Genomic DNA, 26788 nt, shown 5'->3' with positions numbered 1-26788 from the left:
GTATTCTAAAACATTGGATAGAAATACAAAGTTCAGCAGTAAAAGGGGGTACTCAAATGGGAAACTTGAAGTGGAATCAACCTGAACAACTTGAGGATTTATTATGTGAATTGGTCAGTTGGGACAGCCGAACGGGAACGATGGGGGAAATCGAGTTTTCAACTAGGATGCTTAAAAAGTTATTGGAATTACAGTATTTCCAAGACAACAGCTCGCAAATCCATTTCCACAACGCAGGTAAAGGGAGAAATGCAGTGACAGCCCTTTACACCAGTGGAGTGACGAATAAAACAATCGTGTTGCTCAGCCACTTTGACACCGTCCACACGGAGGAATTTGGCGCGGGTCTTAAGGATCTCGCTTTTCAGCCGAAACAGCTGACGGAGGAATTGAAAAAGTGGATGACCGAGTTGCCGGAAGATGCCCAAAAGGACTTGGCTTCAGATGAATATCTTTTTGGCCGCGGAACGATGGATATGAAAATGGGTCTTGCTTTGCATCTGCATTTATTGGAGAGGGCAAGTAATGAAAATTGGCCGATTAATCTCCTTTTATTGACGGTGCCTGACGAAGAAGTGAATTCTTCCGGGATGAGGGACGCTGTAAAAGGGTTGGCGGAACTGGGGGAAACTTATAGTTTGGAATATGAACTGTTCTTAAACAGCGAGCCGTCCTTTTCACAAACACCTCAGGATCCGAATTATTATATTTACTCAGGATCAATCGGGAAGATCATGCCTTCTGCTTTGTTTTACGGAAGAGAGACACATGCTGGCGAGCCTTTAAACGGTATGACAAGCCATTATATGGCATCTTATTTGACGAGGGCAATGGAGTTCAATCCTAATTTCATGGAAGAGCTGTATGGGGAGAAGACGCCTTTGCCGGTTTGTTTGCAGCAACTGGATTTAAAAGAGGATTATTCGACACAAACGTCCCATCATAGCGCAGCTTTGTTCAATGTTTTTGTAATGCGGCAAAATGCTGACGATATTATGAAGATATTCAAAGAAACCGCCGTTAAGGCGATGGCGGAATGCTCAAAGAATTATCGGAAGGTTTGCGAACGTGAAGGCGTCCAACCGATCCGGGACATTAACGTGTTGGAATATCAGGAACTGCTCAAGTATGCTACTGAAAAAATTGGAGATGCGGAAGTTCAAAGGATTCTTGAAACCGTTATGAAGGATGAGTCGCTCGATGAACGGAAAATGTCCATGCTCATTAGCGATCGTTTATTGCTGCATTGTCAGGAATTGGCGCCAGCTGTCGTCTTATTCTATGCGCCGCCATATTACCCTGCCGTTAATTCATCCGATAATAAGCTCGTTCAAGAAAAGGTTGCTCTTGCGCAAAAGATTTTACAGGATGAATTTCGTGTAGAAGCAAAGCAAGTGCATTATTTCAATGGAATCTCGGATCTCAGTTATGTGAATTACGATGCAGCGGATGCAGGATGGCAATCGTATAAACAGAACACACCTGTATGGGGAGAGACATATAGCATCCCATTCACGGAAATGCAGCAGCTTCAGGCGCCAGTATTGAATATTGGCCCGTTCGGCAAAGATGCTCATAAGTTAACCGAACGACTGCACAAAAAGAGCGCATTCATTTATACTCCGCGGGTGTTGGAGAAAGTCATTGAAAGCATGTTTGTGACGATAAAGGCATAAGTTCCAAAAGGGTCAACTCGATCAGAAATGAGTTGGCTCTTTTCGTAATTTTGTTGAGATGTTGTAAAAGATTCATTCTTCACTACTGTTTGCCGTTTAATAGTTGTACACTAATGGTATAAACATAGTTTCGAAGATTACGAAAGGGGTGGGATGTTGGGAAAGGGAAGGTATACAAAGACGGAGAAAAGTTGGATGTTTTATGACTGGGCGAATTCGGCATATTCAATCATTATTACAACTGCAGTATTTCCGATCTTTTACAAGTCGGTGGCGACCGACGCGGGTGTCAGTTTAACGCAGTCGACAGCGTATTTGGGGTATACGGTTGCGATTGCCACGTTTATTTTAGCAATGATCGGGCCGATATTGGGGACGATTGCGGACTATCGGGGGCTCAAAAAGAAATTTTTCCTTGCCTTCTTCCTGATCGGTTCACTTGCGACGATTTCATTAGCGTTTGTGCCTGATGGAACATGGCTGCCGTTATTGATCATATATACCATTACAGCTATCGGCTTCCACGGAGCAAATATTTTCTATGATGCATTTCTGGTTGATGTAACGCCTGAAGAGAAGATGGATGAAGTCTCGTCACGCGGTTTCGGATTAGGGTATATCGGAAGTACAATTCCATTCATTATTAGCATTGCCATCATCCTGTTGGCTTCAAAAGAAGTGATCCCTCTTTCAGCAACCGTTGCAAGTAAGCTGGCATTTGTCATTACAGGAATTTGGTGGTTCACCTTTACGATACCGATGCTGAAAAACGTCGTTCAAGTACACGCGATTGAACGGGAGCCGAGGATTTTGGCAAGCAGCTTCCGCAGGCTTGGCGAAACGTTCAAGGAGATTAAGAAATACCGAACCGTTTTCATCTTTTTATTAGCATATTTCTTCTATATCGATGGGGTCGGTACGATCATTTCGATGTCGACGGCGTATGGAACAGATTTGGGTATCGAGCCGACCGACCTTCTCATCGTTCTATTTGTCACTCAAGTCGTTGCCGCGCCGTTTGCGATTTTGTACGGCAGGCTTGCGCAACGATTTTCGGTGAAGACGATGTTGTATGTCGGGATATTCGTCTATATCGCCGTCTGCATTTATGCATTTTTCCTATCGACAACGTTGGATTTTTGGATTTTGGCGATGCTTGTTGCCACTTCGCAAGGAGGAATTCAGGCGTTGAGCCGCTCCTATTTTGCCCAATTGGTACCGAAAGAGAAGTCCAACGAGTTTTTCGGCTTCTATAATATTTTCGGTAAATTTGCGTCCGTCATGGGACCTCTATTGCTTGCAGTGACGGCTACGCTGACAGGAAGCTCGGCGTACGGCGTTTTCAGCCTTGTTATCCTGTTCATTATTGGAGGCATTTTGTTGCGGATGGTGCCAAGGCCGGAAAGTGAAATAGCGTAAAAGAAGAGATTACCCTTTAAAATGAAAATTGCCAGAACGGCTCCCTTTCCGCGGGCGAGCGCCAAGCCGTTTCGTCGCTTCGCACCTGCAGGTTTCGGTTGTCTCGCTTTCCCGCAGGAATGTCGCCTTTTCTGGCAATTTTCAACAATACCAAAAAAACACAGGTGAAGCGGGAAATTACCTTCGCCTGTGTTTTGTAATTATCTTATCGTCTAGCTCCAGGCGCTAGCCACTCGGGTCATAAGTCAATGCTGCTATGTGACAAAAAGCGTCACTTCGCATCTTTGCCTTATGCCTGTCGTGGCTGGGCAAGCGCCTTCTGCTTTGGTTATTTCGGTTCTATCCTCTGCATTTGCAAGATCCTGAATCCGTGCTTTTCGAGTCTTTCACGCATTTTGACCATTTCTTCGTCGGATTTTCCGTCCTCGAGCGTGATGACGACTCTTCGTGCGAGCGCTGAGCCGTTGTCGAGAGTGAGCATACCTTCGATATTCTCGTCCTTCAACGTCGTCGTCAGCTTTCTAATCATCCCGCGTGCCTCGGTCGATGCAAGCGTAATATTGATGCCGCCTGTTTTTAAGCCGAAAGCGTCTTCCAAGACACTTTCGATTTTATTATGCGTCAAAATGCCAAGAAGTTTGCCATCCCTAACGACGCTGACGAAAGGCAAGGCTTTGATTTTCAATAAAGCACTTAAAAAAGAAGCATCCTCATATAAGAAAATGTCTTGGTGTTCCAATAAGAAGTCGATTGGCTTTTCACCATCCCCTTTTTCCTCATAAAGATAGGAAAGCAGGTCTACTTTGTAGATCATCCCTTTATAGGTGTCGTCGTTATCCACGACAGGAATGCAGCGGTACCCTGTCTCGTTAATTTTCGCTAGTGTTTCAGATACGCTTTGATCGACCTTTACCGTAGCGACACCTAGTCTTTCTACAATCAAATCTCGAATGTGCATAATTACTCCCCCTCATTAACTGTAGTTTCTGGAAAGTCTAAATTTTTGTTTAGATTGCTTCCCATTATAATTGAAAATTGGAATGTTGTACATGAAAACTTATAATAGTAGTTACTGATGTATGAAAGGGGCTTGGAACTACTTGTTGAACTTGGACTCACTCCTCGACGTTGTCGGCGAGTTGTTTGCAGATGAAATATCCATTGTCGTATCGAATACGAAAGAATATATTTATTATCGGCCTAGCAAAAGGATCGATTTAAAAATCAGGCCAGGCGACCCTGTTCCAGAAGGCACAATCGCCTATAAAGCTCTCACAGAAGGGCAGAAAGTTTCCGAATTCATCAACCGTGATGTATTTGGTGTGCCGTATCATGGCATGGCGGTTCCTTTCCATGATAATGGTGTTTTGGACGGCTGCGTCGTTGCCATCTATCCGGCATACACGGAAGGAAAGTCGGTCGTTACGTTAAAAACACAAGACGGATGGGTGCCTGTCCCGTTTTCTGAAGTAAAGTACATTGAAGTGCGGGACAGAAAAACAATCGTAGTAGCCAATCATATAACAGGTACCCATCGAAATTCATTGCAAAACTTTGAATTCGTGCTGCCTCATGAATTGTTTGTCCGTTGCCATCGCTCATTCATCGTCAATGTAACGCAAATTAAAGCGATTTATCCGGATACTCACTCGACGTTCATGCTTTCAATGAATGACGGCTCGCAAATACCGGTCAGTCAGTCGTATTCCAGCTATTTTCGAAAGCTTTTAGGCTTCTAAGACGATAAAATGCTGCCTTAGACAAAGCATATGATCGTTTGTTCGTGAATCCCGTCTTTCACTCAGGAAACCTCCTACCAGTCCACAATATACGATACACTTATCAAAAAGTTATGAAAAGGGGCGCTTGTGAATGGGGAACCATATGGATCGTATCAGGATTGAAAAATTGAGAGATTTAGTTGTGACGCCTGAAGAGGCTGCTTCTTGGATTAAGGACGGAATGACATTGGGGTTGAGCGGATTCACACGAGCGGGCGACGCGAAAGCGGTTCCAATGGCTTTAGTGAAACGGGCAGAAACGGAAAAGTTCAAAGTGAATGTGTTCACAGGAGCATCCCTCGGCTCGGATATCGATAAACTATTCGCGGAAGCGGGTATTGTGAAAAAGAGACTTCCTTTCCAAGCAGAAAAAGCGATGCGAAATGGCATTAACAATGGGGAATTGCTTTTTGTGGACCATCATCTGTCCCATACAGCAGAGTGGATTCGCTCAAATGTGACTGAACCGATTGACTTCGCAATTTTGGAAGCGATTTCAGTGACAGAGGATGGAATGATCATTCCTTCAACGTCTGTCGGCAACTCGTTATCGTTTGCGAAGCATGCAAAGTCGATCATCATTGAAATAAATACAGCACAGTCGACTGCATGGGAAGGCATTCATGATTTGTATGACCCAGGCAAACAAGGAGAACGGAATCCGATTCCATTGACGAAAGTGGATGACCGCATCGGAACAATCGGCATTCCGATTGATGTGGACCGAGTGAAGGGAATCGTGTTTACGCATCAACAAGACTCAGCGTCAACGATTACACAGCCTGACCACGACACGGAAGTTATGGCTGAACATTTGCTATCATTCCTACGTTCGGAGGTGGAGGCGGGCCGATTAACGAACAGCCTCGCACCTCTTCAATCGGGAATCGGTTCCCAAGCGAACGCGGTGTTGCATGGTTTACTGGACTCGGAATTCGAAGATCTTGAAGTGTATTCTGAGGTGCTGCAAGACGCAGTATTTGATTTAATTGATGCGGGCAAGATCCGCACCGCTTCATGTGCATCGATCACACTGTCGCAGGAGAAGATGGATAAGGTTTTCGGCAATTTAGATCAATACCGGGACAAGCTAATTATGCGTCCGCAAGAAATCTCGAATCATCCGGAAATCATCCGCCGACTCGGTTTAATTTCCATCAATACAGCTCTTGAACTAGACATTTATGGCAACGTTAACTCGACACATGTGACGGGGACAAAAATGATGAATGGCATCGGCGGCTCCGGCGATTTCGCCCGAAATTCAAGACTCGCCATCTTCGTTACGAAATCGATTGCCAAAAACGGCGATATTTCAAGCATTGTACCGTTCGTTTCGCATGTGGATCATACAGAGCATGATGTCGATGTCATCGTCACGGAGCATGGGTATGCGGATCTGCGCGGTCTTGCGCCAACAGAACGCGTTGGCCTCATTATCGCGAATTGCGCGCACCCGATGTACCGCAGTCAACTATGGGAATACTACTACGAGGCGCTTGAAAGAGGCGGGCATACGCCACATGTACTCGAAAAGGCATTCTCTTGGCATATGAATCTCATGCAGCACGGCACGATGTGCCCACTCACTGAGAAACGCATCTAACGTCAACCAACCAATCGAACTTAACTATATACCGCTAATGAAAAAAGCTGTCCAGAAAGTCGAGAAATTGACTTTCTGTGACAGCTTTTTTATATAAGTGGTGTCCGTGTTCAAAGTGAGAGAGGCATGGAACCGGCTTTCGCGCTCAAGAATCCATTTTCCGCGCTCAAAGCAATTCGATCTCTACATCAATTTCGAAATGAACATCGTTGCGATTCCGAAGTAGATCAATAGCGATAAAATATCATTGATGGTTGTAATAAGTGGACCTGACGCAACGGCAGGATCGACTTTGAATTTACTTAAAATTAACGGAATGATGGTTCCTGCCAACGTTCCGATAATAAGAGTTGCGACGAGAGAAGAACCGACGACGAGTCCAAGTGTGAAGCTGCCTTGCCAAATATAGGCGATGACAGAAATTACCGCACCGCAGACAACGCCTAGCATGATGCCGACGAGCAACTCGCGGAAAACGAGGCTGAGCGTCTTTTTCCATGTCAATTCTTCTGTGACAAGACCCCGAACGACGACAGCCAACGATTGGGTGCCCGTATTTCCGGTCATCCCTGCAATCATTGGCATGAAAAATGCCAATGCGACGACTGCTTCGAGCGTTGCCTCGAATTTGGCGATGATGCTGCCTGAAACGAGGCCGATGAACAATAGCAAAATAAGCCATGGAAGTCGTTTATACGTAGCGACAAACGGCTTTGTGTGGAAGTCGATCTCTTTGCCGGACGCAAACAACATTTCAATATCCTCATTTGCTTCCCGCATGACAATGTCAAGCACGTCGTCTGCAGTAATGATGCCGACTAGAATATTGTCGTCATTGACGACGGGCACGGAAAGGAAGTCATGCTTGCCTAGCATCCTGGCGACGTCACTCTCTTTTGTATCTTCATGGACTTTTACGATGTCCGTCGTCATTACATCGGTAATTTCATCTCCGGGCTCGCTCAAAAGAAGGTCACGATAGGAAGCGACGCCGACCAACTCTTTTTCATCATTGATGACATATACGTAATTCAAGTAATCCGCAAAGTCTCGGAAATACTTTAATTTGTTAATCGTTTTTTCAACCGTATAGGATTTATGCACCCAAACATACTGGCTGATCATCGCTCGTCCCGCAGATTTTTTCGGATACTTCATCTTTTTGCGGATGTCTTTTTTCTCTTCCTCTCGCATTTGAGCAATAAGGCGATTGATCTTTTTATCCGGCAAATCGGACAGCAGATGGGCGAGATCATCCCTCTTCAACACTTCCAATAATTCCGTGGAACGGACAGCTCCGATTTTATTCAATACACGCAGTTGTTCGTTGCGCGTCAAGTATCTTAGTAACGCTACGAGCTGCTCCAAAGAGAGCCACTCCAAAAAAAGGTTTCGGCGTTTTTTTGGCAAATCGCGGTAATGTACAGATATTTCATATGGAGTTAATTCGCTGATGATTTTTTGAAAAGTTTCTTTCTGCCCTTCCTTCAATACGTGGACAATTGCACGTGAAACTCCCTCCTGATCCCCTTGTAACGTCATGACTCTCTCACCTCTTTTTTTATATGAAAATGAAATACTTGCTAACCTGTCTATTCCCCTCATTCCTTGCTCCATAAACAGAGCAAGGATTTCATTGGTAGAGTCATTGATTACGAAAAATATGTTTAGCACGGAAATGATAGGGAAAGAGAGTCAGTAAGCAAAAAAAGACGGCATCTAGTCGGGAAAAAGGGAGTTTTTAAGATGGGAAAATGGAAGACGCTATTATTTTTGCTCATGTCAGCCATGTTAGTGCTGGCAGCATGCGGTAATGACAAAACCGAAGCGAATGATGAAGGGTATCGCCTTGTTGAAAAAGGCAAATTGACATATGCGGCGAGCGGTCTTTACAAGCCGTTCAACTTTGAGGAGAATGGCGAATTGACCGGGTTCGATATGGAAATCGGAGCGGAGATCGCGGAGAGAATGGGTCTAGAGCCGAATCCGGTGACGAACCCGTTTGAAACGATTCTTCAAGGACTTGTTGCGAATAAATACGACGCCATCATCGGCTCGATGGCCTATACGAAAAAGCGTGCCGAGCAAGCCGCATTCACAGAGCCGTACTACTACTCGGGCGGGATGATCTGGGTCGCAGAAGACAATAACGACATCAAATCCCCGGAAGATTTGAAAGGGAAGAAGATCGGCGTCATCGCCCAATCGACATATGAAGAGCCGGCAAAGGAACTGTCCGACAATATCCAATACTACAGCAGTGACGTTGTTGCGCTGAAGGATTTGACAGTCGAGAATCGATTGGATGCCGTCATTACGGCTGATATCGTCGGTTATGAAGCGCAAGATAACGGCTTTGCCATTAAAGAGGTCGGCACTCCGTTATGGGTAGAACAACCATCGATCGCGGTGAAAAAGGATAATGAAGAGCTCCGTGACGCGATTGACAAAGCCCTGCAAGAAATGATCGATGACGGGACGTATGACAAAATTTCGAAAAAATGGTTCGATAGGAACCTATTGGAAATAGACTTGGAAAATGCTGAAATGCTTGAATAAAACAGATTTGTGAATAGAAAGAGGGAGTGACCAGTGCCTGAAATATTGATAACGTTATCCGAAGTGTTCATGCGCACGTACGAAGGCTTCCTGAAAGCGGCACTTGTCACATTGAAAATAACTGCTATTGCCATTGTGTTAGGGACCTTGTTCGGGATTGTCTTTGCGTTAATGAAAATATCAAGATCGAAAATTTTGCAAACAATTGCAAACTTATATATTACGTTGATCCGCGGAACGCCGCTCATCGTACAGATTATGTTTTTATACTATGGGATTACATCGATCGTCGTCCTGTCGAATTTCTGGGCGGGGGCGATTGCACTCGGCGTCCATAACGGGGCATATATTGCAGAAATCTTCCGCGGAGCAATCCAAGGGGTTGACCGCGGACAGCGGGAGGCGAGCCTGGCGCTCGGGATGAATCGGACGCAGGCGATGCGCCGGATCATTTTTCCGCAAGCGTTGCGCCACGCAATCCCTCCGTTAGGGAACCAATTCATCATTACATTGAAGGATTCGTCCCTCGTTTACGTTATCGGCGTTACGGAATTGTTTGGCCTTGCGAATCGGGAGGCGGCGGCATCCTTCATGCCGTTCGAAACATTCCTTGTCGTCGGACTGTACTACCTCGTTCTCGTCCTCATCTTCACTTGGTTATTGAAGTTGTATGAGAACAGGCTGAACGTAGATGGATCTTAAGGAGGGAACGAAATGATCAAAACAAAAAATCTCCACAAGTCATTCGGCGATCTCGAAGTGCTGAAAGGAATCGATATCGACATCAATCCGGGCGAAGTCGTCGTACTCGTCGGAGTGAGCGGTTCTGGGAAGAGTACATTGCTGCGCTGTCTGAATTTCCTTGAAAAAGCGCAAGAGGGAGATATCTTGATAGATGGTCGGAAAATCGACCGAAAGAAAGAGGACTTGTCGAAAGTACGAGCGGAAGTCGGCATGGTGTTCCAGCACTTCAACTTGTTTCCGCATAAGACGGTGCTTGAAAACATTATGGAAGCGCCGTTGATCGTTAAAAAGGAAGAGAAGGGGAAGGCGAAGCAATTGGCACTTACCCTGCTGGATAAAGTCGGCCTTTCCGATAAGGCCGACGTCTACCCGAATAAATTATCGGGCGGACAGAAGCAGCGCGTTGCCATTGCACGGGCGCTCGCAATGGAACCGAAAGCGCTATTGTTCGACGAACCGACATCCGCGCTCGATCCGGAACTCGTCGGCGAAGTGCTAGGGGTCATGCAAGACCTCGCCAATGATGGCATGACAATGGTCGTCGTCACACATGAGATGAAATTTGCGAAAGAAGTCGCCGATCGAATTATCATGTTAGACGAAGGGTGCATCATTGAGGATGCCGACCCGGATACATTTTTCAACCATTCCACAAACGAGCGGACACGACAGTTTTTGGAGATGGTGGATTTGTAAATGAAGAAGCAGCTTCCTATGAATGATAGGGGGCTGCTTTTCTGTTCAAGTAATAGTTTTCAAAAATATCTGCGTTATGGCATAATTAGAGAAATAACTCATAGATAAGGGGAATTTTGGGATGCAACTAGTTGAAAAAGGTGAAATGAAATTTGTAGGAATTCGTCTGCAATGTGATTCTTTTGAGGAATTTCAAGTGAAGATTCCAGAGACGGTGGGGCAATTAAAGGCACGCACTGGAGAAATTTCGCGGCCACTGGATACTCAAAGAGTGTTTGGGTTGTTTAAAGTAGAGGCACAACCTTCCGAGGATGGCTATTGGGTCTGCTTGCAAGTTGAAGAGATTGAAAATGTAGCAGATGGTTTCGAAGGACTTTCCATAGAACCAAGTAAATATGCTTCACTTCAGCACGTTGGTTCACCAAAGGATATACACCAAGCGTATGCAAGTCTTCATGAGGAGATTGCTCAAAATGGTCACCGAAGGTTAACTGATCAATGGTCGATAGAAGAATACAGTCCGAATCATGAACAAAACCGTGAGGAAATTAACGTACTATTACATGATCCAGTTGCATAATCCTTTTAAGATAGGAGGAATGTGAATGGTTGACCGAATTTTGTATGTTGAAATTCCGGTGAAAAACATCCCATATTCGATGAAATGGTATTCAGAAATCTTACAGTTTCATAGAGTGTGGCATAATGTGGATGAGAAGCTTGCCCAATTAAATGTACCATCTGGACAGATGCTATTTCTATCGGAAACGGTGGATGAAACAAACGCAAACTTTTTAAAAAATGGAGTGGAACATAGTGTCATCGGCTTTCAGACGAAAGATATTGACGCTCTATACGAAGTTCTTAACGAGAATAATGCAAAAGTAGATCCGATTGTAGTCGATTCCGAAGGATACCGGTTTTTGCATTTTTATGATCCTGACGGAAATCGTTTAACAGCCCAGTGTGATCCTATAGAGAGTGAAACATGAGTACGAATGTAAATAATAGTGAAACCGTCTTCCCGCCTGTTCGAAATATTGAAGAAACAAGGGATTGGTTTTGCGAACTGCTTAGCATTAAGCCGCAAGGAGATATTCAATTTGGACATTTGTTTGTTATTGAAATGGAAGGGACCAATCTAGTTTTGGACAGTAAACTATTTCAAAAAATGGGACCTTTGCATGCACCAGTCTTCCATTTGAATACAGTAGACATTGAAAAAGCATACGAAGAAATGAAAGCGACAAATGTGGAATTAACAACAGATATCCAACATGGACATTGGTTTAACTTCAAAGATTTAAGTGGCAATGAAATTATGGTGTGTCAATGTTAAGAAAGGAGATTTCATGAATGGAACCAAAACAGTTAATGGAAATAGAGAATATCCGTGTCATCGGTTTCACAGTGACCGACAGTCTCCGAAATATCCTCGAAAAAGGGTTTGTGCGGGACATGCACAGCACGCTTAAAAATCGGATGACGGAGCTGGAAGCACGGACAGACGATGGGGTATATCTTATCCAAATCTATCCGAAAGATGAGGCGTTTACGCCTGACCTCCCATATGAAAACATAGTTGGAGTCACTGTGGCGAGTAATCAGCATATTCCTGAAGGCATGATGGAGTATACAATTCCGGCAGGTCGCTATGCTCACTTTTTACACAAAGGTCCAGAATCGAATATTCACCAAACGTATGATGGAATCACTGAATGGATGAGGACGCAATATTGCGATCCATCGAGGGAAATAGACATTGAATTTTGGGATGTACGTTATCAAGGAGAAAGCGAACAAAGCGAGATTGACTTGTTTGTTCCTTTGCGGAAAATAGGGGAAGTAGAATGAAAAGTTTCATCAAACGAATTGAAACGATCTATTTGCCGGTTGCCAATCCGAAAGCATCTGCGGATTGGTATGAGAAGCATTTGAAATTAACAGCGGTCGGTCCAGTTGAAACAGATGCTACCCAAGCGCAGCTTGCGTTAGAGTCAGGCCAATTCATCTTTTTAATTCAAAGCAAGAATCGGGTGAACGCAAATTTTACGGAAGCCGGCGGCATAGAACAATGTTCGCTCACATTGGAGGTAACTGATTTTCATTGCCTTTACGACGAACTATATGAGAATGGTGCGACAGTAACTCAGATTGAAGACAATCAAGAATGCGGGAAGAACTTCCATGTACATGATCTTGATGGCAATAAACTCGATATTTGGAGTGGTTGGCCAGTCGTTCATGAATCCAAATAACAAATTCTACAGTAATAACAAAAAGTATCGCGAGAGTGCTCTCCCGGTACTTTTTGTTTTTTGTTAGAAGGACCTGAGGTTGCAAATGGGCAAGATGAAGCTCATACTATTTAATGTAATTAAATTATAGGGAGTCATAGAAATGAAGAATGTAGCAACACTGAAAAAAATGTCACCTGCCTATGATCCGTGGGAAGCTTACTTAGACGTGCAAGAGCATGGCAAATTAACATTATCGAGCATTGAATTTACGACTACATATTTGTGCAATATGCGATGTGAGCATTGCGCGGTCGGCTATATGCTGCAGCATAAAGACCCGGATGCATTACCGATCGACTTGCTTCTTTCCCGACTTGATGAAATACCGCATTTACGTACAATCAGCATAACGGGCGGCGAGCCGATGTTCTCCAAAAAGTCAATTGAACAATATGTCTTACCTTTATTAAAATATGCACATGAACGCGGCATTCGAACGCAGATGAATTCGAATTTGACGATGCCGCTCGACCGTTATATGGGAATTGCGCCTTACTTGGATGTTTTGCATATATCCCATAACTGGGGCACTGTCGATGATTTCATTGATGGTGGCTTCGCGAATATGGAAAGGAAGCCGCCAAGGGAACGCCGTGCTGAGCAGTTCCAACGGATGATCGACAATAGCCGCGCATTAGCGGAAGCTGGAGTAATGGTATCGGCGGAAACGATGTTGAATAAACGGACACTTCCTCATCTCGGCCATATCCATCGCCAAATCGTCGAAGAAATGAAGTGTGCGAGGCATGAAGTGCACCCGATGTACCCAAGCGACTTCGCTTCTCAGCTTGAAGTGTTGTCGTTGGATGAAACGCGAGAAGCGATCCATCAATTATTGGATATGCGGAATGAAGACGTGTGGATGCTATTTGGCACATTGCCGTTTTATCCATGCAGTCAGAATGAAGAAGATTTGAAGCTGTTGCAACGTATTTACAGCAGTAAAAATGTCTCTGTTCGAAATGACCCAGATGGCCGTTCCCGTTTGAATGTCAACATTTTCACGGGCGACGTCATCGTAACCGATTTCGGCGATACGCCTCCGATGGGTAATATTCAACATGATTCATTACCAGAAATGCTCGACAGATGGCTAGAACGTCCGCTTGCAAAATCGATTGGCTGCCACTGTCCTGCCGTAAAATGCCTTGGGCCAAATCTATTGGTGAAAGACGCGTATTATCCAGAGGACGATTTCACTGTGAAACGGGCGAATATTGTAGTGGAATGATTTTCGCAGGGGATTGCAGAAACGGTGTAAACTGCATCGCGTCAAATACTTTTGACAAATAAACTGCTTGTTATTTATAGGTAAAAGGTCACGAAAAGACAATAACTCTCGGGAAATGATCGATAAGTTTTGGGAAATAAACGATAAGTGTCTGCAAATGATCGATAACTTCCAGGTAATGAACGATAATCGCGGGGAAATGATCGATATCATTCGGGAAAATATAAAGAAAGGACTTCCGAATACAGGGAGTCCTTTTCTTATCTAGTGTTATAACTTTTTCCTAATTACAAAGAGGGTTTGTATTCCTGTATACTCAAATGGAAGAGATTTCTGCAAGAATAACCTCACAATAGGGGGGACCATCATGTTCATAGGAACTATTTTCATTAATATTATTATACCTATCTTAATCCTATTAATAATAGGGGCAGGTTTACAGAGGAAGTTTGCATTCAATTTAAAAGGGATTTCGAATCTGATTACGTATTGTCTTATGCCGGCAGCCGTTTTCATCAATCTGTATCAGACAGAGATTGATGTACAAGTCTTGTTGGAAATCATCGGTTATTTGGTTGCCTTCAGTTTAGTCATAATCGTTGTCACAACTGTTTTAAGCAAAATATTGAAGTTAGACAGAGAAGAATCGGCAATATTTAAAAACAGCATTTCGTTAATCAACTCTGGGAATTACGGGATACCGGTCAGCCAGCTTTTATTCCAAGCGAACCCCCTCGGCATCTCCATCCAAATTATCGTGATGGTCTTTCAAAATATATTGACGTATACATATGGATTGTATAATTTGATATCCACAACGAAATCCGGGTTGGAAATTCTGAGATCGTTGTTGAAAATGCCCGTCATCCACGCGATGCTCCTCGGCAGTTTGTTGAATTGGCTCCAAGTTCCGATTCCGAACGCCATCTGGGTTCCGATCAGTCATCTGGCGGATGCATTTTTAGCAATTGCGCTTATTTTATTAGGAGCGCAGCTTGCACAAATTGAGTTGAAAACGATTCTGAATCGGACGATTGTTATCAGTAGTATCGGTAGGCTTGTCATCGGTCCAAGTGTTGCGTTGCTTCTTATTTTTCTTTTCGGTCTCGACGGCGTCGTTGCACAATCTTTATTCATCGCGAGCTCCTTTCCGACATCAAGAAACAGTTCGACACTTGCGTTGGAATATGATGTACATCCGGATCTGGCAGCGCAAACGGTTCTTTTTTCAACCGTGTTAAGCGCGATCACGGTGACGTTTGTTGTTTATTTATCTGCGGTTTTGTTTGTTTGATTGGATAGTGAGGTTTTTTGGCAGGTAGAAGGTCACGAAATGACGATTAATCTGTGAAAATGATCGAAACATTTGCCGAAGTGACCGATAACTTTCCATAGATGACCGATAAATTTGTGAACTTGACCGATAACTCTCCGGAAATGACCGATATTCCGCTGAACCGAATTAAAATGGACTTCCGGTTAGGCGGAAGTCCATTATTGTCTCAAAGAATAATCAACTCTTTAGGCGATTTCGTAATGATTTCAATCCCATCTTTTTTCATGATAATATCATCCTCAATCCGCACTCCGCCAAGATCTGGAATATAAATGCCCGGCTCGACCGTCAACACCATTCCTTCTTCAACGAGCAGCTCGCATGTCGGATTCATGAAAATATCTTCATGGATATACAAGCCAATCCCATGCCCCATGCCATGTCCATAATATTCGCCGTACCCTTTTTCGCTGATCAAATCACGGGTTAGTGCATCCGCTTCTTTTCCGGTAATGCCAACTTTGATGCCGGACAGCGCGTTTTCAAGAGCAGCATGAACGATTGAATAGATTTCCTTTAGCTTTGGATCAGGCTCGCCGACTGCTACCGTTCTTGTCATATCGGAGCAATAGCCTTGATAATAAGCACCAAAATCAAGCGTCACCATATCGCCTTGCTCAATTACCTTCTCACTCGCCACTCCATGTGGCAATGCAGAACGCACGCCGGATGCGACGATCATATCGAAAGAGGAAGAAGTAGCGCCCAATTTCCTCATATGGAATTCCAGTTCATTCGCAACTTCAATCTCCGTGCGCCCTGGCTGAATGAACGTCAAAATATGCTCAAACGCAGCATCAGCAATTTCAGCAGCCTTTTTCAAAATGGCCATTTCACCTTCGTTTTTGATCATCCGCAGTTTTTCAACGACGTTTGAGACAGGAACAAGCTCCGCCTTTATTTCCTTCGAAAGCTGGGAGTAATAAAAATAGGATTGGTGCTGTTGTTCAAATCCGAGCTTCTTGATTCCCAAGCTTTCCGCAAGCGTTGAAATTTCCTCATAAATGATGGCCCGATCGATTTCCTTCACAGCGAAATCCGTAACTTGTGCATTCGCCTGGCTTGTATAACGGAAATCAACCAATAAATACGCCTCTGACTTTGAAACAAGCACCGTCCCCGCTGTTCCGGTGAAGCCAGTCAAATATCTCCGATTATACGGATCTGTAATAAGCATTCCGTCAATTCCTAATTCATCAAATCTGGTGCGTAACTTCACTAACTTCTCCAATATAAAACCCCCACTTATAGAAATATTCCCATTATTACTATGACATAGGAAGTATGGAAATAATAGAGGGGGTAATGGCTTTTTACGATGAAGATTTGCAGCACATTTGGCTGGGCAAAAGGTCACAAAATGACAATAACTCCTGGGAAATGATCGATAACTTTTGGGAAATAAACGATAAGTGCTCGCAAATGATCGATAACTTCTAGGAAATGAACGATATCCGCCGGGAAATGATCAATAAAATTCAAAAAGCATCCCGCCTTGCAACTGCACTCATACTTCGATGGAAGCATATTTGCGCAGACGAACCGATTGATACCAATGCTTGAACAATATAAAAATCAACAATAGATCGACCGCGTCCCCGCCATAATACATCAGCATGGCGCCAATCCTTGCCTGTTCTATCGGGACTCCCGTCGGTGGATAGGCGTAGATGAATTTTGACAGGATGCCATGACCTGCAAGTGCCAAAATGAAAACGACAGTTCTGTACGTAAAACTGAAACGGTGGAAGACAGGATCAATATAAATCAAAGAGATTGTGAATAAATAGCCAGCTAGGAAGACGTGGATGTGAATGACGATATGTAGCCAAATGTTTGCATGCATCGCTGAATATAAACCGGTCGTATAGAGAAGCCATAACCCGCCGATGTTCAAGAAAGAAGCAACGATCGGATGGGTGAAGAATCCCACGAACGAACTTTGCAGTAGTCGGCTGAGCTTTCTTGCCAAGTGAACATTTAACGTACGCAATACTAATGTCATAGGGGCAGCGAGTGCAATGAGAAGTGGGGCGAGCATTCCGAGCAGTAAATGCCCCGCCATGTGAGCCGTGAAATCGGCATGGGATTGTCGTGCGAGTGGGCCGATCAATGCTGCTGAGGCAAAAAGCGCACCTGCAACAAAAGAAACTGTACGGAGCCATGGCCATTTACGAAGGCGCCCCCGTCTGTTTGTCATGATCACAGCCCCGATGTAAAATCCGATCGCAAGCAATGCCGGAATACTAAAAAGCAGATCGGTCAACAGAAAATGAGCATCATGCATTGGAAAACGCTCCTTTCCCTTCACGCTTGTCGCGTCGCGCACTTGCAATTAAACCAATACCGACCGCAATCATAATGGCTGCAGAAATATTCCAGACGAGATCATACGGTAAAATATCAACATTGTATCGGATTTGATGGATGCGCATGATCTTATGTTGGATGGTGCCGTCATAAAGCTGGAAAGCCCCGCCGCCAAGCAATTTTCCTCCCCACCACATTTTATGCCACAATGCATTTCGCCTCCGCAGATCGGCTACGAGGAATAAACCGCCGACAGTCGCAAACCAGCTGAATGCATGAAACAGTCCATCCGAAACAAGACCGACAGCGACAGTCGATTTATCATAAAATTTATGCCAATGAAGCAGCTGGTGGAACAATGTCTCATCAAGAAACGCAACAAACCCTAAACCGAATAAAATGCCTGACCAAAGGTTTCGACGCGCAAATATCGCCCTATTATTTGAATGTGCCTGTGTGTTATGTAGCGTTGTCAAAAAGGTTCCCCTCCAAATTGTAGATGCTTTTGAAAGTATAGCCGTAACGAAGGAATGGTAATCTGCTACTTTCGATAGTATGTCTCCCTCTCCTTTTGTGAATGCTGTCTAAAGAATCATTTTGAGGAGGAGAAAACATGTTGAAATTAGAGACGGGGTTGGAGGGCCAAACTGCTTCCTTTGGTGTTGTGAGTGATTGCATCCGGGAACTCGGGTACCATATGGGTGGAAACTGGGATTATGATAAAGGTTGCTTCGATCATATTTTGTGCCAGGAAGGCGGCGAAACAATCTATATCCGAATTCCATTTATCGTAACCGAAGGTGTGCTTGATCATTATGAAGCCTCCATCAAATTCGGCACTCCGTATATTATCAAGCATGTCGTGCATGTTGGACTGGATCGCGATGAAAGTTCACTATTAGATGCAACGGGTTTTAGTCAGTTCCAGCAACCGATTGATAAGGACGGAAAAATTATTGATAAAAACAGATGGATCCATGCAGGAGAAGTCGCTGTGAAAGATTTGATGGATTGTATGTATGCGCAAGATTTATTGAAAACGAGTTGAATTGAATAAGTAGTCCACCTTGGCAGCAGTGGCTAAGGTGGATTTTTTGTTTCGGAAAATAAATTAAATATTAAAACAAATTTGATCATAAGTATAGTAGAATAGAGTCAATAGTAAGTTAAATTTTGGAAGGGAGTGGAGATAGTGATTTTATCCGTGAAAAACATAAACAAATCATATGGCAAGGAACAGGTGTTAAAGGGGATTACGTTTGAAATCGAGGAACCGCAGATCATTGCGCTTGTGGGTCCGAATGGATCGGGGAAGTCTACGTTAATGAACATCATTACGAATCTGTTGCCTGCGGATAAAGGGGAAGTGACGGTTCTTGGGAAAAGCAATCGGGATCCGAATATTTTCCGAGAGATTTCGTTCATGCAGGACAATACGGTGCTATACGAATATTTGACGGGATACGATCATTTGCAATTCATTTGTGACGTCCAAGGATTGTCAAAGAAACAATTGTTGGACACGGCGGAACGTATCGGCATTACAAGTTATTTGAATAAAAAGGTGAAAAACTATTCGCTTGGAATGAAACAGCATCTGCTGCTCGCAATGGCTGTCGTGAACAAGCCGAAGCTAATGATTTTGGATGAGCCGTTGAACGGTCTTGACCCAACAAGCGCTATTCGGGTACGTAATTTGCTGCTCGCGTTGCGTGAAGAAGGGACGGCTATTTTACTGTCCTCTCATAATCTGGCGGAAATCGACCGGGTGACGTCATCGATTTTATTCCTGAAGAAGGGGGATTTGATTCAGGAAAATATGGCGGAATTTGAGCAAGTACGCTATCAGATTGCTGTTAACGATATTGTAAAAGCAGAAAAGACATTGGCGGCAGTAGGGATACCTGTCGAGGTGGTGGACGGGCGACTGTATCTGTACCGGAAGGACGTCGCGCTTGACCGCGTGTTCTATTTGTTGGATCAAGAGCAGATTGTTATTGACGATATTGAGAAGAAAGTGTTCGGTTCCGAGGAGCGTTACCGCAAAATCTTCACGGAAGAGACGAAGTCCAATGAGCTTGTTAAAGTTTGAGCTGAAGAAGATTCTAAGGCAGAAGAAGCATGTTTGGCTGCTGGTATTGGTTCTTTTATGTGTCGGATGGGTTTTTTATCAAAATGATATCGAGCAGGATTTAATGGCGAAAGAGGCGGAGGAAAATATTTCTTCTATTGTCCGAAAGGCGGATGAGTTATACGCAGAGCTTTTGCCGTTGGACCGGGAGAACAGGCTTACCGAAGAGCAGGCGAAGCAGTTCGACAGCTTGAACAATATGGCGCAGGCGCTCTTTAATTGGAAAAGCGCTATCTATGGAAAGCGATGGGGTGAGATTCCTCAACATGAGAATGACTTTTTAGCGAATCTGGCAAAGTATGAAGAAGCGGGTGGGGTCTTTAACGCCTTGGTAGGTGTTCAGCGGGAAAAGGCTATTGACAAGAATGCCTATTTACTAGAACGCGGGTTGCCGTATGCCAATGAAACGTATCCTGTGACCCCAGCTTTGCAAATGGGCAATATCGCCCCAATTCTCTTGGGACCTGGTGGACTTCTGGTGCTTCTCCTCCTTTTCGGAAACGTTTACACATCTGAGAAAGAGCAGCAGACATTGTTGACGTTAAAGACGCAGCCTTTGCGCAGAGGGAAGCTGCTGACCGCTAAATATATCGGTCTGCTCTTTGTCTTGTTTTTCTTTTTGGCTGTCACCAGTCTTTTTGGCTGGGCAATCCCGAACGTTTTCGGGGAGCCATTCAATGATCTGCATTATCCGCAGTTTCTGCAAACGGGTGATGCGTACTCCATCATCCCCATTTCGCAGCATCTTGTGAATGTTGCAGTGTTATTTATTGCGGCCGGGGCATTCCTTTTCGGGCTGCTGCTTCTGATTGGCACGCAGCTGAGAAGTTCGTTTTCAACGATTATGCTCACAGGGTTTGTGACGCTGGTTGGCGTTGTATTGACAGAAATAAGCCCTGTTTTTCAGACGCCTTGGAACCCTTTCCAGTTTTTTCGTGCAGACCGCTTTCTGACGGAAATGCCGGTTCATTCGATAGGGCAGTATGCCTTATCGGCAATAGTATGGAGCGCTGTCTTGCTTTCCGTCTCAATTTTATTACGGGAAAGTGAACGAGGTGTCTTCAAAGCGGCAGAGAAACAAAAGCCATATCGGAAAGGATGGACGAAATATTCACTATCTGTTTGGAATAGCAGTTTGTTCGAGTGGCGGAAGTCGAGGCGCAGAGGTCTCATCGGGCAATCATTGATTGTTCTGTCTGTGGCTGTTGACGTCGGCTACTTCTTTTTCGCAGAACAGGCGAAGGAGAAGGAAAGTGTAGCATTGAATGGACTAGCCACTTTGGTCGAGAGGACCGAGACGGAAATCATTCCTTACTATGAGTCATCCATCCAGAGGATTAAGGAAATGGTTGAAGAGGCGAACGCAAATGGTGAAGACGGAGAATTCATATATGGCCACAATGTCGCAACTTATCAAGGTTATATAGAGGATGCCCGCGAAGAGGCTGCGCTTGCCGACAAAGCATTGGATGCCTATGAAAAAGGGGAGTGGTCCCCGTTTTATGAGTATCAGCTGTTTAATGACCATAGGATATATGAAATGCAGGCCGAGGCAAAGAAACATATGCAGCTGCCGCAAAGTCTTTTTGGCTATGAAACGAGCATTGCTCAAAAGGAATGGATGAAGGAACATGCAATCCGTCCTGTCTATTCAGGTACGTATATTCCAAACATCCATGACAACTGGAAACCGGAACAGCGAAAGGAGAAGGAATGGAGTGACGAGCTGAACCGGAAAGTGGATCACAGTGGGTTGTTTTCATTGTATATGTACTTCCGTGACTACATGTACTTCATTCCGCTGCTACTATTCCTCTTCCTTGTAGGTGCAGGATTTTCCAGCGAGCGCGGAAAGAGGCCGACATTGCACCTGCTGAAGACGTTGCCAATCACGAAACGGTCTCTTTTCCTTGGGAAAGTGCTGTACAGTTCCGTCGTAGCCATAGGAAGCGCGGTTGGCGTTTTCCTGTTCGCCGTGCTCGTCGGGACAGTGTTCAACCGGTTCGGGGACTGGATGTATCCGATCCTGCATTATCATAGCAGGCGAGAAGTGCAGTCATTCGATTACACGGGATTGAGGGCGTTTGAAGGCGGCTATCATTTCATGCCACTTGGGGAATATTTGTTAAAGTCCCTATTGTTATATGTCTGTGTCGCATTGTTCTTACTTGCATTGACGAATGTCCTAGGACTCTTCATCCCCCAACCGTTAGCTGTCTACGCGTTGACTGGATTGGTTAGTGGGGCGGGATATTTGTTGAGCTGGAAGTTGGACGATTTTGCCCAGTACTCGCCATTCCTTTATGTAAACATACCGAAAGTCGTCAACGGAGAGATTTTGACGCTGCTGAACGATCCGGCCATTAGTGTGTATATGGGCTGCGCGATGCTGCTAGGAGCGACGGTTTTCCTTTTGGGTGTGGCTTATTTGGGGTTGAGTTTTGAGAAGAGGTTTGTGAAGGGGAGGAAGTCGGTTACGGCAACGGCGTGAATGCTGGAGTAGGGGGTGTGGCGTTATGGGTTTATTGAAGTTTGAGCTGAAGAAGATTTTGCGTCAGAAGAAGCTTGTATGGCTGCTAGTAGTTGTGCTGTTAGGTGTCGCGGGCGTCTTTTATCAGCATTTTTCCGAACGGGAGGCTATGAAGGAAAGGGCTTTGGAGAGCATTCGGCCGTACTCGGAAGAAGTTGACGCCCGGTATCATTTTTATAAGGAACGCGAATATAAAGATGAGTTGGATGAAGCGATGCGGCAACAACAGGAGCATATCGTTGAACTGGGGACCGTCTTTTTTCGTTGGAAAGGGGCCATCCATAATGAGGGATGGAGTGAAATACCCACCATTGAAAATGACTTTTTGAAAAGTGTGGCTTTGTTTGAAGAGGCGGAAGGTGGTTTCGGTTCGCTATATGGGTTAGAACGGGAGAAGGTAATTCAGAAAAATGCTTGGCTTCTCAAGCATGAGCTCCCTTATGTAGACAAAGAATTTCCCCTTTCGCCCGCACTTGTGTTGAAGCAGAGCTCCAACCTTCTGTTAAGTGTAGGTGGAATTTTGTTTCTCGTGCTCTTCTTCGGAAATGTCGTGACGTCTGAAAAAGAGCAGAAGACTTGGTTGACGCTAAAAACTCAGCCAATTGCCAAGTGGAAGCGCATTGTGACGAAGTATACGGGGTTACTCATCGTACTTTTTGGATTTCTCTTGATAATTTTATGTGTTGGACTGCTGTTCCCTTATGTATTCGGTGAGCAAGCATGGAATTTCTCCTATCCACAGCTCATCCAATCGGGGGAGTCATTCACATTCATTTCAACAACAGTGTATTTGGCTCGGCTCTTTTTGCTGTTTTTCTGCACAGGTGCATTGGTTTTCAGCTTCATCTTGCTGCTGAGTACGCAATTCAGAAGTTCGTTCTCCGTTTTGGTATTAACGGGGTTTGTCGGTTCAGTTGGTTATTCGGCGACGTTGCTGAATGAAGGATTGCAGACGTTTTGGAATCCGTTTCATTTATTGAGTATGACAACGATTGTCTCTGAAACGGTGGATGGCTCTTTTTGGTTATACCCGATAGCTGTGGTCTGTTGGAGTTTGCTGTTGCTGATGGTGGCAATCGTAATGCCTGAAGGAGAAAGGGGCTTATTTGGGGCGACAGATATGAAGAAGCCCTTTGACAATGGGGAAACACGGCATGTCCGGGGGATTTGGAACAGTGCTCTGTTTGAATGGAGAAAGTTGAAGCGGCAAGGATTGTTGAGACAGTCCATTATTGTGCTTGGGCTTTTTGCTGTGATCGGATACTTTTTGCTTGGGCAGGTTTCGCAGAAGAAAGAGGCGGAGTATGTTAAGGGGATGGATGAAAGTATAGCGATGTATCGCAATATCGTACAGCATTCTGAAGAAGAGCTTGCTTCACTGGATGAAGATAGAAAAGCAGCTGAAGAGTCCGGAGACGAGGGATGGATTAGGTATTATAATGAAGTTGCGCAGCATCAAAGAGAAACGATGTTGGCTTTATTTCAAGAAATTCTAGCGAATTATGAGCTTGGCAAAATAGCGTACGAACAAAAAGACTGGGAATCTTTTTATCAATATCAACTATACAATAACAGGCATAGCAGCGGAGAATTTACTAATGAATATTATCATTGGGAGATCGGACCGCTTAGCTATGTCACACTGGAAGCGGGCAAAGCGGAGAAGGAGTGGCTACTAAAGCATAATGTACAACCGATCATCTCAGGTGATGAAATCCCAACCATTTATGAGAGTTGGAGCGACAAGGAATCGAAGAAAAGGCATGTGGAGCGTAATCGAAAGGTCGATAATAGCGGTTTGTTTTCCCTTTATCTCTATTTTGACAACTATGTCTATTTCATTCCAATGCTGCTCTTGCTATTTGTGTTTGGGGCAGGATTCACGGGCGAGAAAGGGAAACGGCCTACGATCCAAACGCTGCAGATACAGCCGGTTGCAATGAGATCGATTTTCCTCGGAAAAGTGACTACGGCAATCATTGTGGGGATTTCCGGATTAGTGGGCATCTTTGCGATTGTTCTATTGGTCAGCACATTGTTCAATCGCTTCGGAGACTGGTATTATCCGATCTTTCATTACAACAGCAAAAAGGTAGTCGAGGCTGACGGATATACAGGGATGAGGGCGCTTGAGGGCGGATTTGATTTTATGCCGATAGGTGAATATGTGCTTAGCGGGGTAGCGCTATCTGTTTGCATTTTCTTGTTTTTACTTGCAATGATACATGTGTTGGGGCTATTCATTCCACGCGCATTCGTCGTCTATAGCAGCCTGTTGTTGATAGGTGGGGTAGGGTATTTCGTGAATGGCAAGTTGGGTGATTTTGCACAGTATTCGCCCTTTACGTATTTAGACATCGGCCGGATCATCAATGGGGAAGTGGCGACGGTTTTGAATAATCCAGGTGTGACGGTGTTGAATGGGTGTTTAGTGCTTGTGGGCGTATCGGTTTTATTGGTTGGTGTTGGATATGGGGTGTTGCATTTACGGTCACGGGTGAAGCTAAAGGAGGTTTCTGCGGGTCGGTTGGTTGTGGGAGAATAAAATAAGAAATTACCCACCATTGAGTTCAGCGCTCGTTTCGGTATCGGGGGCGTTAATCGATCTAAAGAGCCTTATCTATAATATAGTGAATAAAAAAGAAGATGAACGCTACATTTGTAGAGATTCATCTTCTATTTCGTTTGAAGGGGCGTATGTCAACAGCCCCTTGAGTTGTTCATTTTTGTGTATACAGCTTAAATCTTAATGTCAATCGTCGCGTTTTTCTTTAACTTTTCAACCTGCTGAGCGAGATTTTCCTGCTGTTTTTGCTGATGAAGAGATTGTTCAATTTGTGGTTTTATATCTTCAAGCTTTGGAACTTCTTGTCCGGTACTCTTTCCTTGTTCCGCATATTGATCATACATTTGTTGGATTTCTTCATCGGTTATTTTGCCGACAGGCACTTCTTCCTCAACGTACTGTTTAAGTTTAATATGGTCGGCTATTTGAGTTTTAAGTGTTTTGAGATCAATGCCGGATTGTTTAAGAGCAGCTTCCAATTCTTTTTCTGTCTTAAACTGTTTCTTTATTTCGTCCATCTGCTTATTAATATCTGCCTCTGAAACTTTATAGCTTTTTTTATCTGCCTCTTGAAGAAGAAGAGTTTGCCCGACTAAGCTGTCAATTGTTTGGTTTTTCGCTTGTTCTGCAGCTTCTTTGGAAGTCGGATCTTGTCCCATTAGCTGCATTTGTCCTTGTATAGACGCTAAAGCGATATTATAGTCGCTTCCTAAAATTTCTTTATCATTCACTTTGGCAACAGTCTTATTATCATCAACTTGCTGTTCTTCTAATTTCTTTTGCAATTCGTCCATTTGTTCTTGCTGTTCCTTCTGCTGATCGGTTTTCGCTGTTTGTGCTTTATCGTCATTTTTCGATTCACTTTCATCATTTCCTCCGCATGCCACTAAAACAACGGCCATTAGACCGGTTACTAATGTAAACATCATTTTTTTCATAATCGATCTCCTCCCTTAGCTAGAAGTATGACTTTTATTAAAAAATCATCTAGTGGGCATTATAAAGTTAATCTTGTCAAAAAGAAACAGCATGCGCTCTTTCTTAATATTTATCACAGGATTGAAACATTTTATAATGGCATATGGATGCATGTGAAAAGGCGATACCTATTGTATATGCACAATAGGTATCGCCCTTTATTGCAAGGGGGAGTCTTCAGCGTTTCGGCTCATAATCAAGCATTTGAAACATTTCTTTTAATTCCTTTTCCGTCAAATCCCGCCATTGTCCGATTGGCAAATTGCCGAGATGGATGTTCATGATCCGTGTGCGCTGGAGGCGTCTGACGTTGTAACCTAGTGCCGAGCACATGCGGCGGATTTGGCGATTCAGGCCTTGTGTCAATGTGATGTTGAATTTGCGCGGGCCAAGTTGTTTCACTTTGCATGGTTTCGTTATAGTGTCGAGGATTTCGACGCCGGATTCCATTTTGTGAATGAATTCTTTTGTAATGGGACGATCAACGGTGACGATATATTCTTTTTCGTGGCCGTGTTCTTCGCGCAGGATTTCATTGACGATGTCGCCGTCATTCGTAAGAAGCAGCAAGCCGTCGGAGTCTTTGTCGAGCCGTCCGATATGGAAGATGCGGAGCGGGTGATTGACGAAATCGACGACATTCCCCTCGATGTGGCGTTCGGTCGTGCTCGTAATGCCGACGGGTTTATTGAGAACAAGATAGACGAGCTGCTCTTCGGTTTTCACTGGTTTACCGTCGACACGGACTTCATCTCCTTGTTCGACTTTGCTTCCGAGTTCGGCGGGTTGGCCGTTGATTGTGACGCGTCCGTCTTCGATCCATTTATCTGCGCCGCGTCGGGAGACGATGCCAGCTTCGCTTAAATATTTATTAATTCTCATTGGGTTCACCTTTTTTCGAGTTTCTTTCCCACTATTGTACAGC

The 26788-nt window shown here is 44.4% G+C and carries 26 protein-coding genes; 18 read left to right on the top strand and 8 right to left on the bottom strand.

What is annotated here, in order from left to right:
* Window positions 1-56 precede the first annotated feature (56 nt).
* Both AC0L13_RS19690 and AC0L13_RS19685 read left to right on the top strand, forming a co-directional pair.
* Window positions 57-1676, top strand: coding sequence for a M20/M25/M40 family metallo-hydrolase (locus AC0L13_RS19690; RefSeq protein ID WP_473642424.1), 1620 nt, complete (start codon window positions 57-59; stop codon window positions 1674-1676).
* A 195-nt stretch (window positions 1677-1871) separates the two neighbouring features.
* Window positions 1872-3095, top strand: coding sequence for an MFS transporter (locus tag AC0L13_RS19685; protein WP_473647160.1), 1224 nt, complete (start codon window positions 1872-1874; stop codon window positions 3093-3095).
* Between the two features lie 328 nt (window positions 3096-3423).
* On the opposite strand, the gene AC0L13_RS19680 is transcribed toward AC0L13_RS19685, so the two are convergent.
* Window positions 3424-4053 (bottom strand): CBS domain-containing protein, encoded by a 630-nt coding sequence (locus tag AC0L13_RS19680; protein ID WP_473642423.1) that lies wholly within the window; start codon window positions 4051-4053, stop codon window positions 3424-3426.
* Between the two features lie 142 nt (window positions 4054-4195).
* Here AC0L13_RS19680 and AC0L13_RS19675 point away from each other — a divergent pair, with 142 nt between their 5' ends.
* On the top strand, window positions 4196-4834 hold the full coding sequence (locus tag AC0L13_RS19675; protein ID WP_473642422.1) for a LytTR family DNA-binding domain-containing protein: 639 nt from the start codon (window positions 4196-4198) through the stop codon (window positions 4832-4834).
* A gap of 133 nt (window positions 4835-4967) precedes the next feature.
* The gene (locus AC0L13_RS19670) at window positions 4968-6482 is read left to right on the top strand and encodes an acetyl-CoA hydrolase/transferase family protein (RefSeq protein ID WP_473642421.1); all 1515 of its coding nucleotides are present in this window, start codon (window positions 4968-4970) and stop codon (window positions 6480-6482) included.
* A gap of 183 nt (window positions 6483-6665) precedes the next feature.
* On the opposite strand, the gene mgtE is transcribed toward AC0L13_RS19670, so the two are convergent.
* Window positions 6666-8024, bottom strand: coding sequence for a magnesium transporter (gene mgtE, locus AC0L13_RS19665; protein WP_473642420.1), 1359 nt, complete (start codon window positions 8022-8024; stop codon window positions 6666-6668).
* A 204-nt stretch (window positions 8025-8228) separates the two neighbouring features.
* Between mgtE and AC0L13_RS19660 the strand changes: the two genes are divergently transcribed.
* The 10 genes from AC0L13_RS19660 (at window position 8229) to AC0L13_RS19615 (ending at window position 15306) form a co-directional block, all read left to right on the top strand.
* Window positions 8229-9041, top strand: coding sequence for a transporter substrate-binding domain-containing protein (locus AC0L13_RS19660; protein WP_473642419.1), 813 nt, complete (start codon window positions 8229-8231; stop codon window positions 9039-9041).
* A 69-nt stretch (window positions 9042-9110) separates the two neighbouring features.
* Window positions 9111-9743, top strand: a complete 633-nt coding sequence (locus tag AC0L13_RS19655; RefSeq protein WP_473647158.1) for an amino acid ABC transporter permease — start codon at window positions 9111-9113, stop codon at window positions 9741-9743.
* A gap of 12 nt (window positions 9744-9755) precedes the next feature.
* Window positions 9756-10481 carry an amino acid ABC transporter ATP-binding protein gene (locus AC0L13_RS19650; RefSeq protein ID WP_473642418.1) on the top strand — a complete coding sequence of 242 codons (726 nt, stop codon included), beginning with the start codon at window positions 9756-9758 and terminating at the stop codon, window positions 10479-10481.
* A gap of 121 nt (window positions 10482-10602) precedes the next feature.
* The gene (locus tag AC0L13_RS19645) at window positions 10603-11061 is read left to right on the top strand and encodes a GyrI-like domain-containing protein (RefSeq protein WP_473642417.1); all 459 of its coding nucleotides are present in this window, start codon (window positions 10603-10605) and stop codon (window positions 11059-11061) included.
* A gap of 25 nt (window positions 11062-11086) precedes the next feature.
* Window positions 11087-11473, top strand: coding sequence for a VOC family protein (locus AC0L13_RS19640; protein WP_473642416.1), 387 nt, complete (start codon window positions 11087-11089; stop codon window positions 11471-11473).
* Window positions 11470-11820 (top strand): VOC family protein, encoded by a 351-nt coding sequence (locus AC0L13_RS19635; RefSeq protein WP_473642415.1) that lies wholly within the window; start codon window positions 11470-11472, stop codon window positions 11818-11820. The genes AC0L13_RS19640 and AC0L13_RS19635 overlap by 4 nt, the downstream gene beginning before the upstream one ends.
* 17 nt (window positions 11821-11837) lie before the next feature.
* Window positions 11838-12335, top strand: a complete 498-nt coding sequence (locus AC0L13_RS19630; protein ID WP_473642414.1) for a GyrI-like domain-containing protein — start codon at window positions 11838-11840, stop codon at window positions 12333-12335.
* On the top strand, window positions 12332-12739 hold the full coding sequence (locus tag AC0L13_RS19625; RefSeq protein ID WP_473642413.1) for a VOC family protein: 408 nt from the start codon (window positions 12332-12334) through the stop codon (window positions 12737-12739). Before AC0L13_RS19630 ends, AC0L13_RS19625 begins: the two co-directional genes overlap by 4 nt.
* 142 nt (window positions 12740-12881) lie before the next feature.
* The gene (gene yfkAB / locus AC0L13_RS19620; protein ID WP_473642412.1) at window positions 12882-14012 is read left to right on the top strand and encodes a radical SAM/CxCxxxxC motif protein YfkAB; all 1131 of its coding nucleotides are present in this window, start codon (window positions 12882-12884) and stop codon (window positions 14010-14012) included.
* A 364-nt stretch (window positions 14013-14376) separates the two neighbouring features.
* Window positions 14377-15306, top strand: a complete 930-nt coding sequence (locus tag AC0L13_RS19615; RefSeq protein ID WP_473647156.1) for an AEC family transporter — start codon at window positions 14377-14379, stop codon at window positions 15304-15306.
* Between the two features lie 208 nt (window positions 15307-15514).
* Here AC0L13_RS19615 and AC0L13_RS19610 read toward each other — a convergent pair whose 3' ends face one another.
* From AC0L13_RS19610 to AC0L13_RS19595, 4 genes are all read right to left on the bottom strand, one after another.
* Complete coding sequence (locus AC0L13_RS19610) at window positions 15515-16579, bottom strand: M24 family metallopeptidase (protein ID WP_473642411.1); 1065 nt, start codon at window positions 16577-16579, stop codon at window positions 15515-15517.
* Between the two features lie 122 nt (window positions 16580-16701).
* On the bottom strand, window positions 16702-16830 hold the full coding sequence (locus AC0L13_RS19605; protein ID WP_473642410.1) for a hypothetical protein: 129 nt from the start codon (window positions 16828-16830) through the stop codon (window positions 16702-16704).
* A 25-nt stretch (window positions 16831-16855) separates the two neighbouring features.
* A complete protein-coding gene (locus AC0L13_RS19600; protein ID WP_473642409.1) occupies window positions 16856-17635 on the bottom strand; it encodes a cytochrome c oxidase assembly protein in 780 nt (259 codons plus the stop codon).
* A complete protein-coding gene (locus AC0L13_RS19595) occupies window positions 17628-18134 on the bottom strand; it encodes a DUF2243 domain-containing protein (RefSeq protein ID WP_473642408.1) in 507 nt (168 codons plus the stop codon). The genes AC0L13_RS19600 and AC0L13_RS19595 overlap by 8 nt, the downstream gene beginning before the upstream one ends.
* A gap of 137 nt (window positions 18135-18271) precedes the next feature.
* Between AC0L13_RS19595 and AC0L13_RS19590 the strand changes: the two genes are divergently transcribed.
* The 4 genes from AC0L13_RS19590 (at window position 18272) to AC0L13_RS19575 (ending at window position 24864) form a co-directional block, all read left to right on the top strand.
* A complete protein-coding gene (locus tag AC0L13_RS19590) occupies window positions 18272-18706 on the top strand; it encodes a YugN family protein (RefSeq protein ID WP_473642407.1) in 435 nt (144 codons plus the stop codon).
* Window positions 18707-18850: 144 nt separating this feature from the next.
* Complete coding sequence (locus AC0L13_RS19585; RefSeq protein ID WP_473642406.1) at window positions 18851-19750, top strand: ABC transporter ATP-binding protein; 900 nt, start codon at window positions 18851-18853, stop codon at window positions 19748-19750.
* Entirely contained in the window at window positions 19731-22280 is a 2550-nt protein-coding gene (locus tag AC0L13_RS19580; RefSeq protein WP_473642405.1) for an ABC transporter permease subunit, read from the top strand. Before AC0L13_RS19585 ends, AC0L13_RS19580 begins: the two co-directional genes overlap by 20 nt.
* Window positions 22281-22305: 25 nt before the next feature.
* A complete protein-coding gene (locus AC0L13_RS19575; protein WP_473642404.1) occupies window positions 22306-24864 on the top strand; it encodes an ABC transporter permease subunit in 2559 nt (852 codons plus the stop codon).
* Between the two features lie 194 nt (window positions 24865-25058).
* Here AC0L13_RS19575 and AC0L13_RS19570 read toward each other — a convergent pair whose 3' ends face one another.
* Both AC0L13_RS19570 and rluF read right to left on the bottom strand, forming a co-directional pair.
* Window positions 25059-25823 (bottom strand): SurA N-terminal domain-containing protein, encoded by a 765-nt coding sequence (locus tag AC0L13_RS19570; RefSeq protein ID WP_473642403.1) that lies wholly within the window; start codon window positions 25821-25823, stop codon window positions 25059-25061.
* A 217-nt stretch (window positions 25824-26040) separates the two neighbouring features.
* Window positions 26041-26745, bottom strand: a complete 705-nt coding sequence (rluF, locus tag AC0L13_RS19565) for a 23S rRNA pseudouridine(2604) synthase RluF (protein WP_473642402.1) — start codon at window positions 26743-26745, stop codon at window positions 26041-26043.
* Window positions 26746-26788: the final 43 nt, after the last annotated feature.

The sequence above is a fragment of the Sporosarcina sp. QA0331 genome (assembly GCF_055808055.1).
This window is presented reverse-complemented; position numbering and strand designations above follow the sequence as displayed.

What these genes read in the sequence shown, in the direction of transcription:
- AC0L13_RS19690 (WP_473642424.1), top strand. Translation starts at nt 57, where the DNA reads ATGGGAAACTTGAAGTGGAATCAACCTGAACAACTTGAGGATTTATTA.
- AC0L13_RS19685 (WP_473647160.1), top strand. Translation starts at nt 1,872, where the DNA reads ATGTTTTATGACTGGGCGAATTCGGCATATTCAATCATTATTACAACT.
- AC0L13_RS19680 (WP_473642423.1), bottom strand. Translation starts at nt 4,053, where the DNA reads ATGCACATTCGAGATTTGATTGTAGAAAGACTAGGTGTCGCTACGGTA.
- AC0L13_RS19670 (WP_473642421.1), top strand. Translation starts at nt 4,968, where the DNA reads ATGGGGAACCATATGGATCGTATCAGGATTGAAAAATTGAGAGATTTA.
- mgtE (WP_473642420.1), bottom strand. Translation starts at nt 8,024, where the DNA reads ATGACGTTACAAGGGGATCAGGAGGGAGTTTCACGTGCAATTGTCCAC.
- AC0L13_RS19660 (WP_473642419.1), top strand. Translation starts at nt 8,229, where the DNA reads ATGGGAAAATGGAAGACGCTATTATTTTTGCTCATGTCAGCCATGTTA.
- AC0L13_RS19655 (WP_473647158.1), top strand. Translation starts at nt 9,111, where the DNA reads ATGCGCACGTACGAAGGCTTCCTGAAAGCGGCACTTGTCACATTGAAA.
- AC0L13_RS19650 (WP_473642418.1), top strand. Translation starts at nt 9,756, where the DNA reads ATGATCAAAACAAAAAATCTCCACAAGTCATTCGGCGATCTCGAAGTG.
- AC0L13_RS19645 (WP_473642417.1), top strand. Translation starts at nt 10,603, where the DNA reads ATGCAACTAGTTGAAAAAGGTGAAATGAAATTTGTAGGAATTCGTCTG.
- AC0L13_RS19640 (WP_473642416.1), top strand. Translation starts at nt 11,087, where the DNA reads ATGGTTGACCGAATTTTGTATGTTGAAATTCCGGTGAAAAACATCCCA.
- AC0L13_RS19635 (WP_473642415.1), top strand. Translation starts at nt 11,470, where the DNA reads ATGAGTACGAATGTAAATAATAGTGAAACCGTCTTCCCGCCTGTTCGA.
- AC0L13_RS19630 (WP_473642414.1), top strand. Translation starts at nt 11,838, where the DNA reads ATGGAACCAAAACAGTTAATGGAAATAGAGAATATCCGTGTCATCGGT.
- AC0L13_RS19625 (WP_473642413.1), top strand. Translation starts at nt 12,332, where the DNA reads ATGAAAAGTTTCATCAAACGAATTGAAACGATCTATTTGCCGGTTGCC.
- yfkAB (WP_473642412.1), top strand. Translation starts at nt 12,882, where the DNA reads ATGAAGAATGTAGCAACACTGAAAAAAATGTCACCTGCCTATGATCCG.
- AC0L13_RS19600 (WP_473642409.1), bottom strand. Translation starts at nt 17,635, where the DNA reads ATGCATGATGCTCATTTTCTGTTGACCGATCTGCTTTTTAGTATTCCG.
- AC0L13_RS19590 (WP_473642407.1), top strand. Translation starts at nt 18,272, where the DNA reads ATGTTGAAATTAGAGACGGGGTTGGAGGGCCAAACTGCTTCCTTTGGT.
- AC0L13_RS19580 (WP_473642405.1), top strand. Translation starts at nt 19,731, where the DNA reads ATGAGCTTGTTAAAGTTTGAGCTGAAGAAGATTCTAAGGCAGAAGAAG.
- AC0L13_RS19575 (WP_473642404.1), top strand. Translation starts at nt 22,306, where the DNA reads ATGGGTTTATTGAAGTTTGAGCTGAAGAAGATTTTGCGTCAGAAGAAG.
- AC0L13_RS19570 (WP_473642403.1), bottom strand. Translation starts at nt 25,823, where the DNA reads ATGAAAAAAATGATGTTTACATTAGTAACCGGTCTAATGGCCGTTGTT.
- rluF (WP_473642402.1), bottom strand. Translation starts at nt 26,745, where the DNA reads ATGAGAATTAATAAATATTTAAGCGAAGCTGGCATCGTCTCCCGACGC.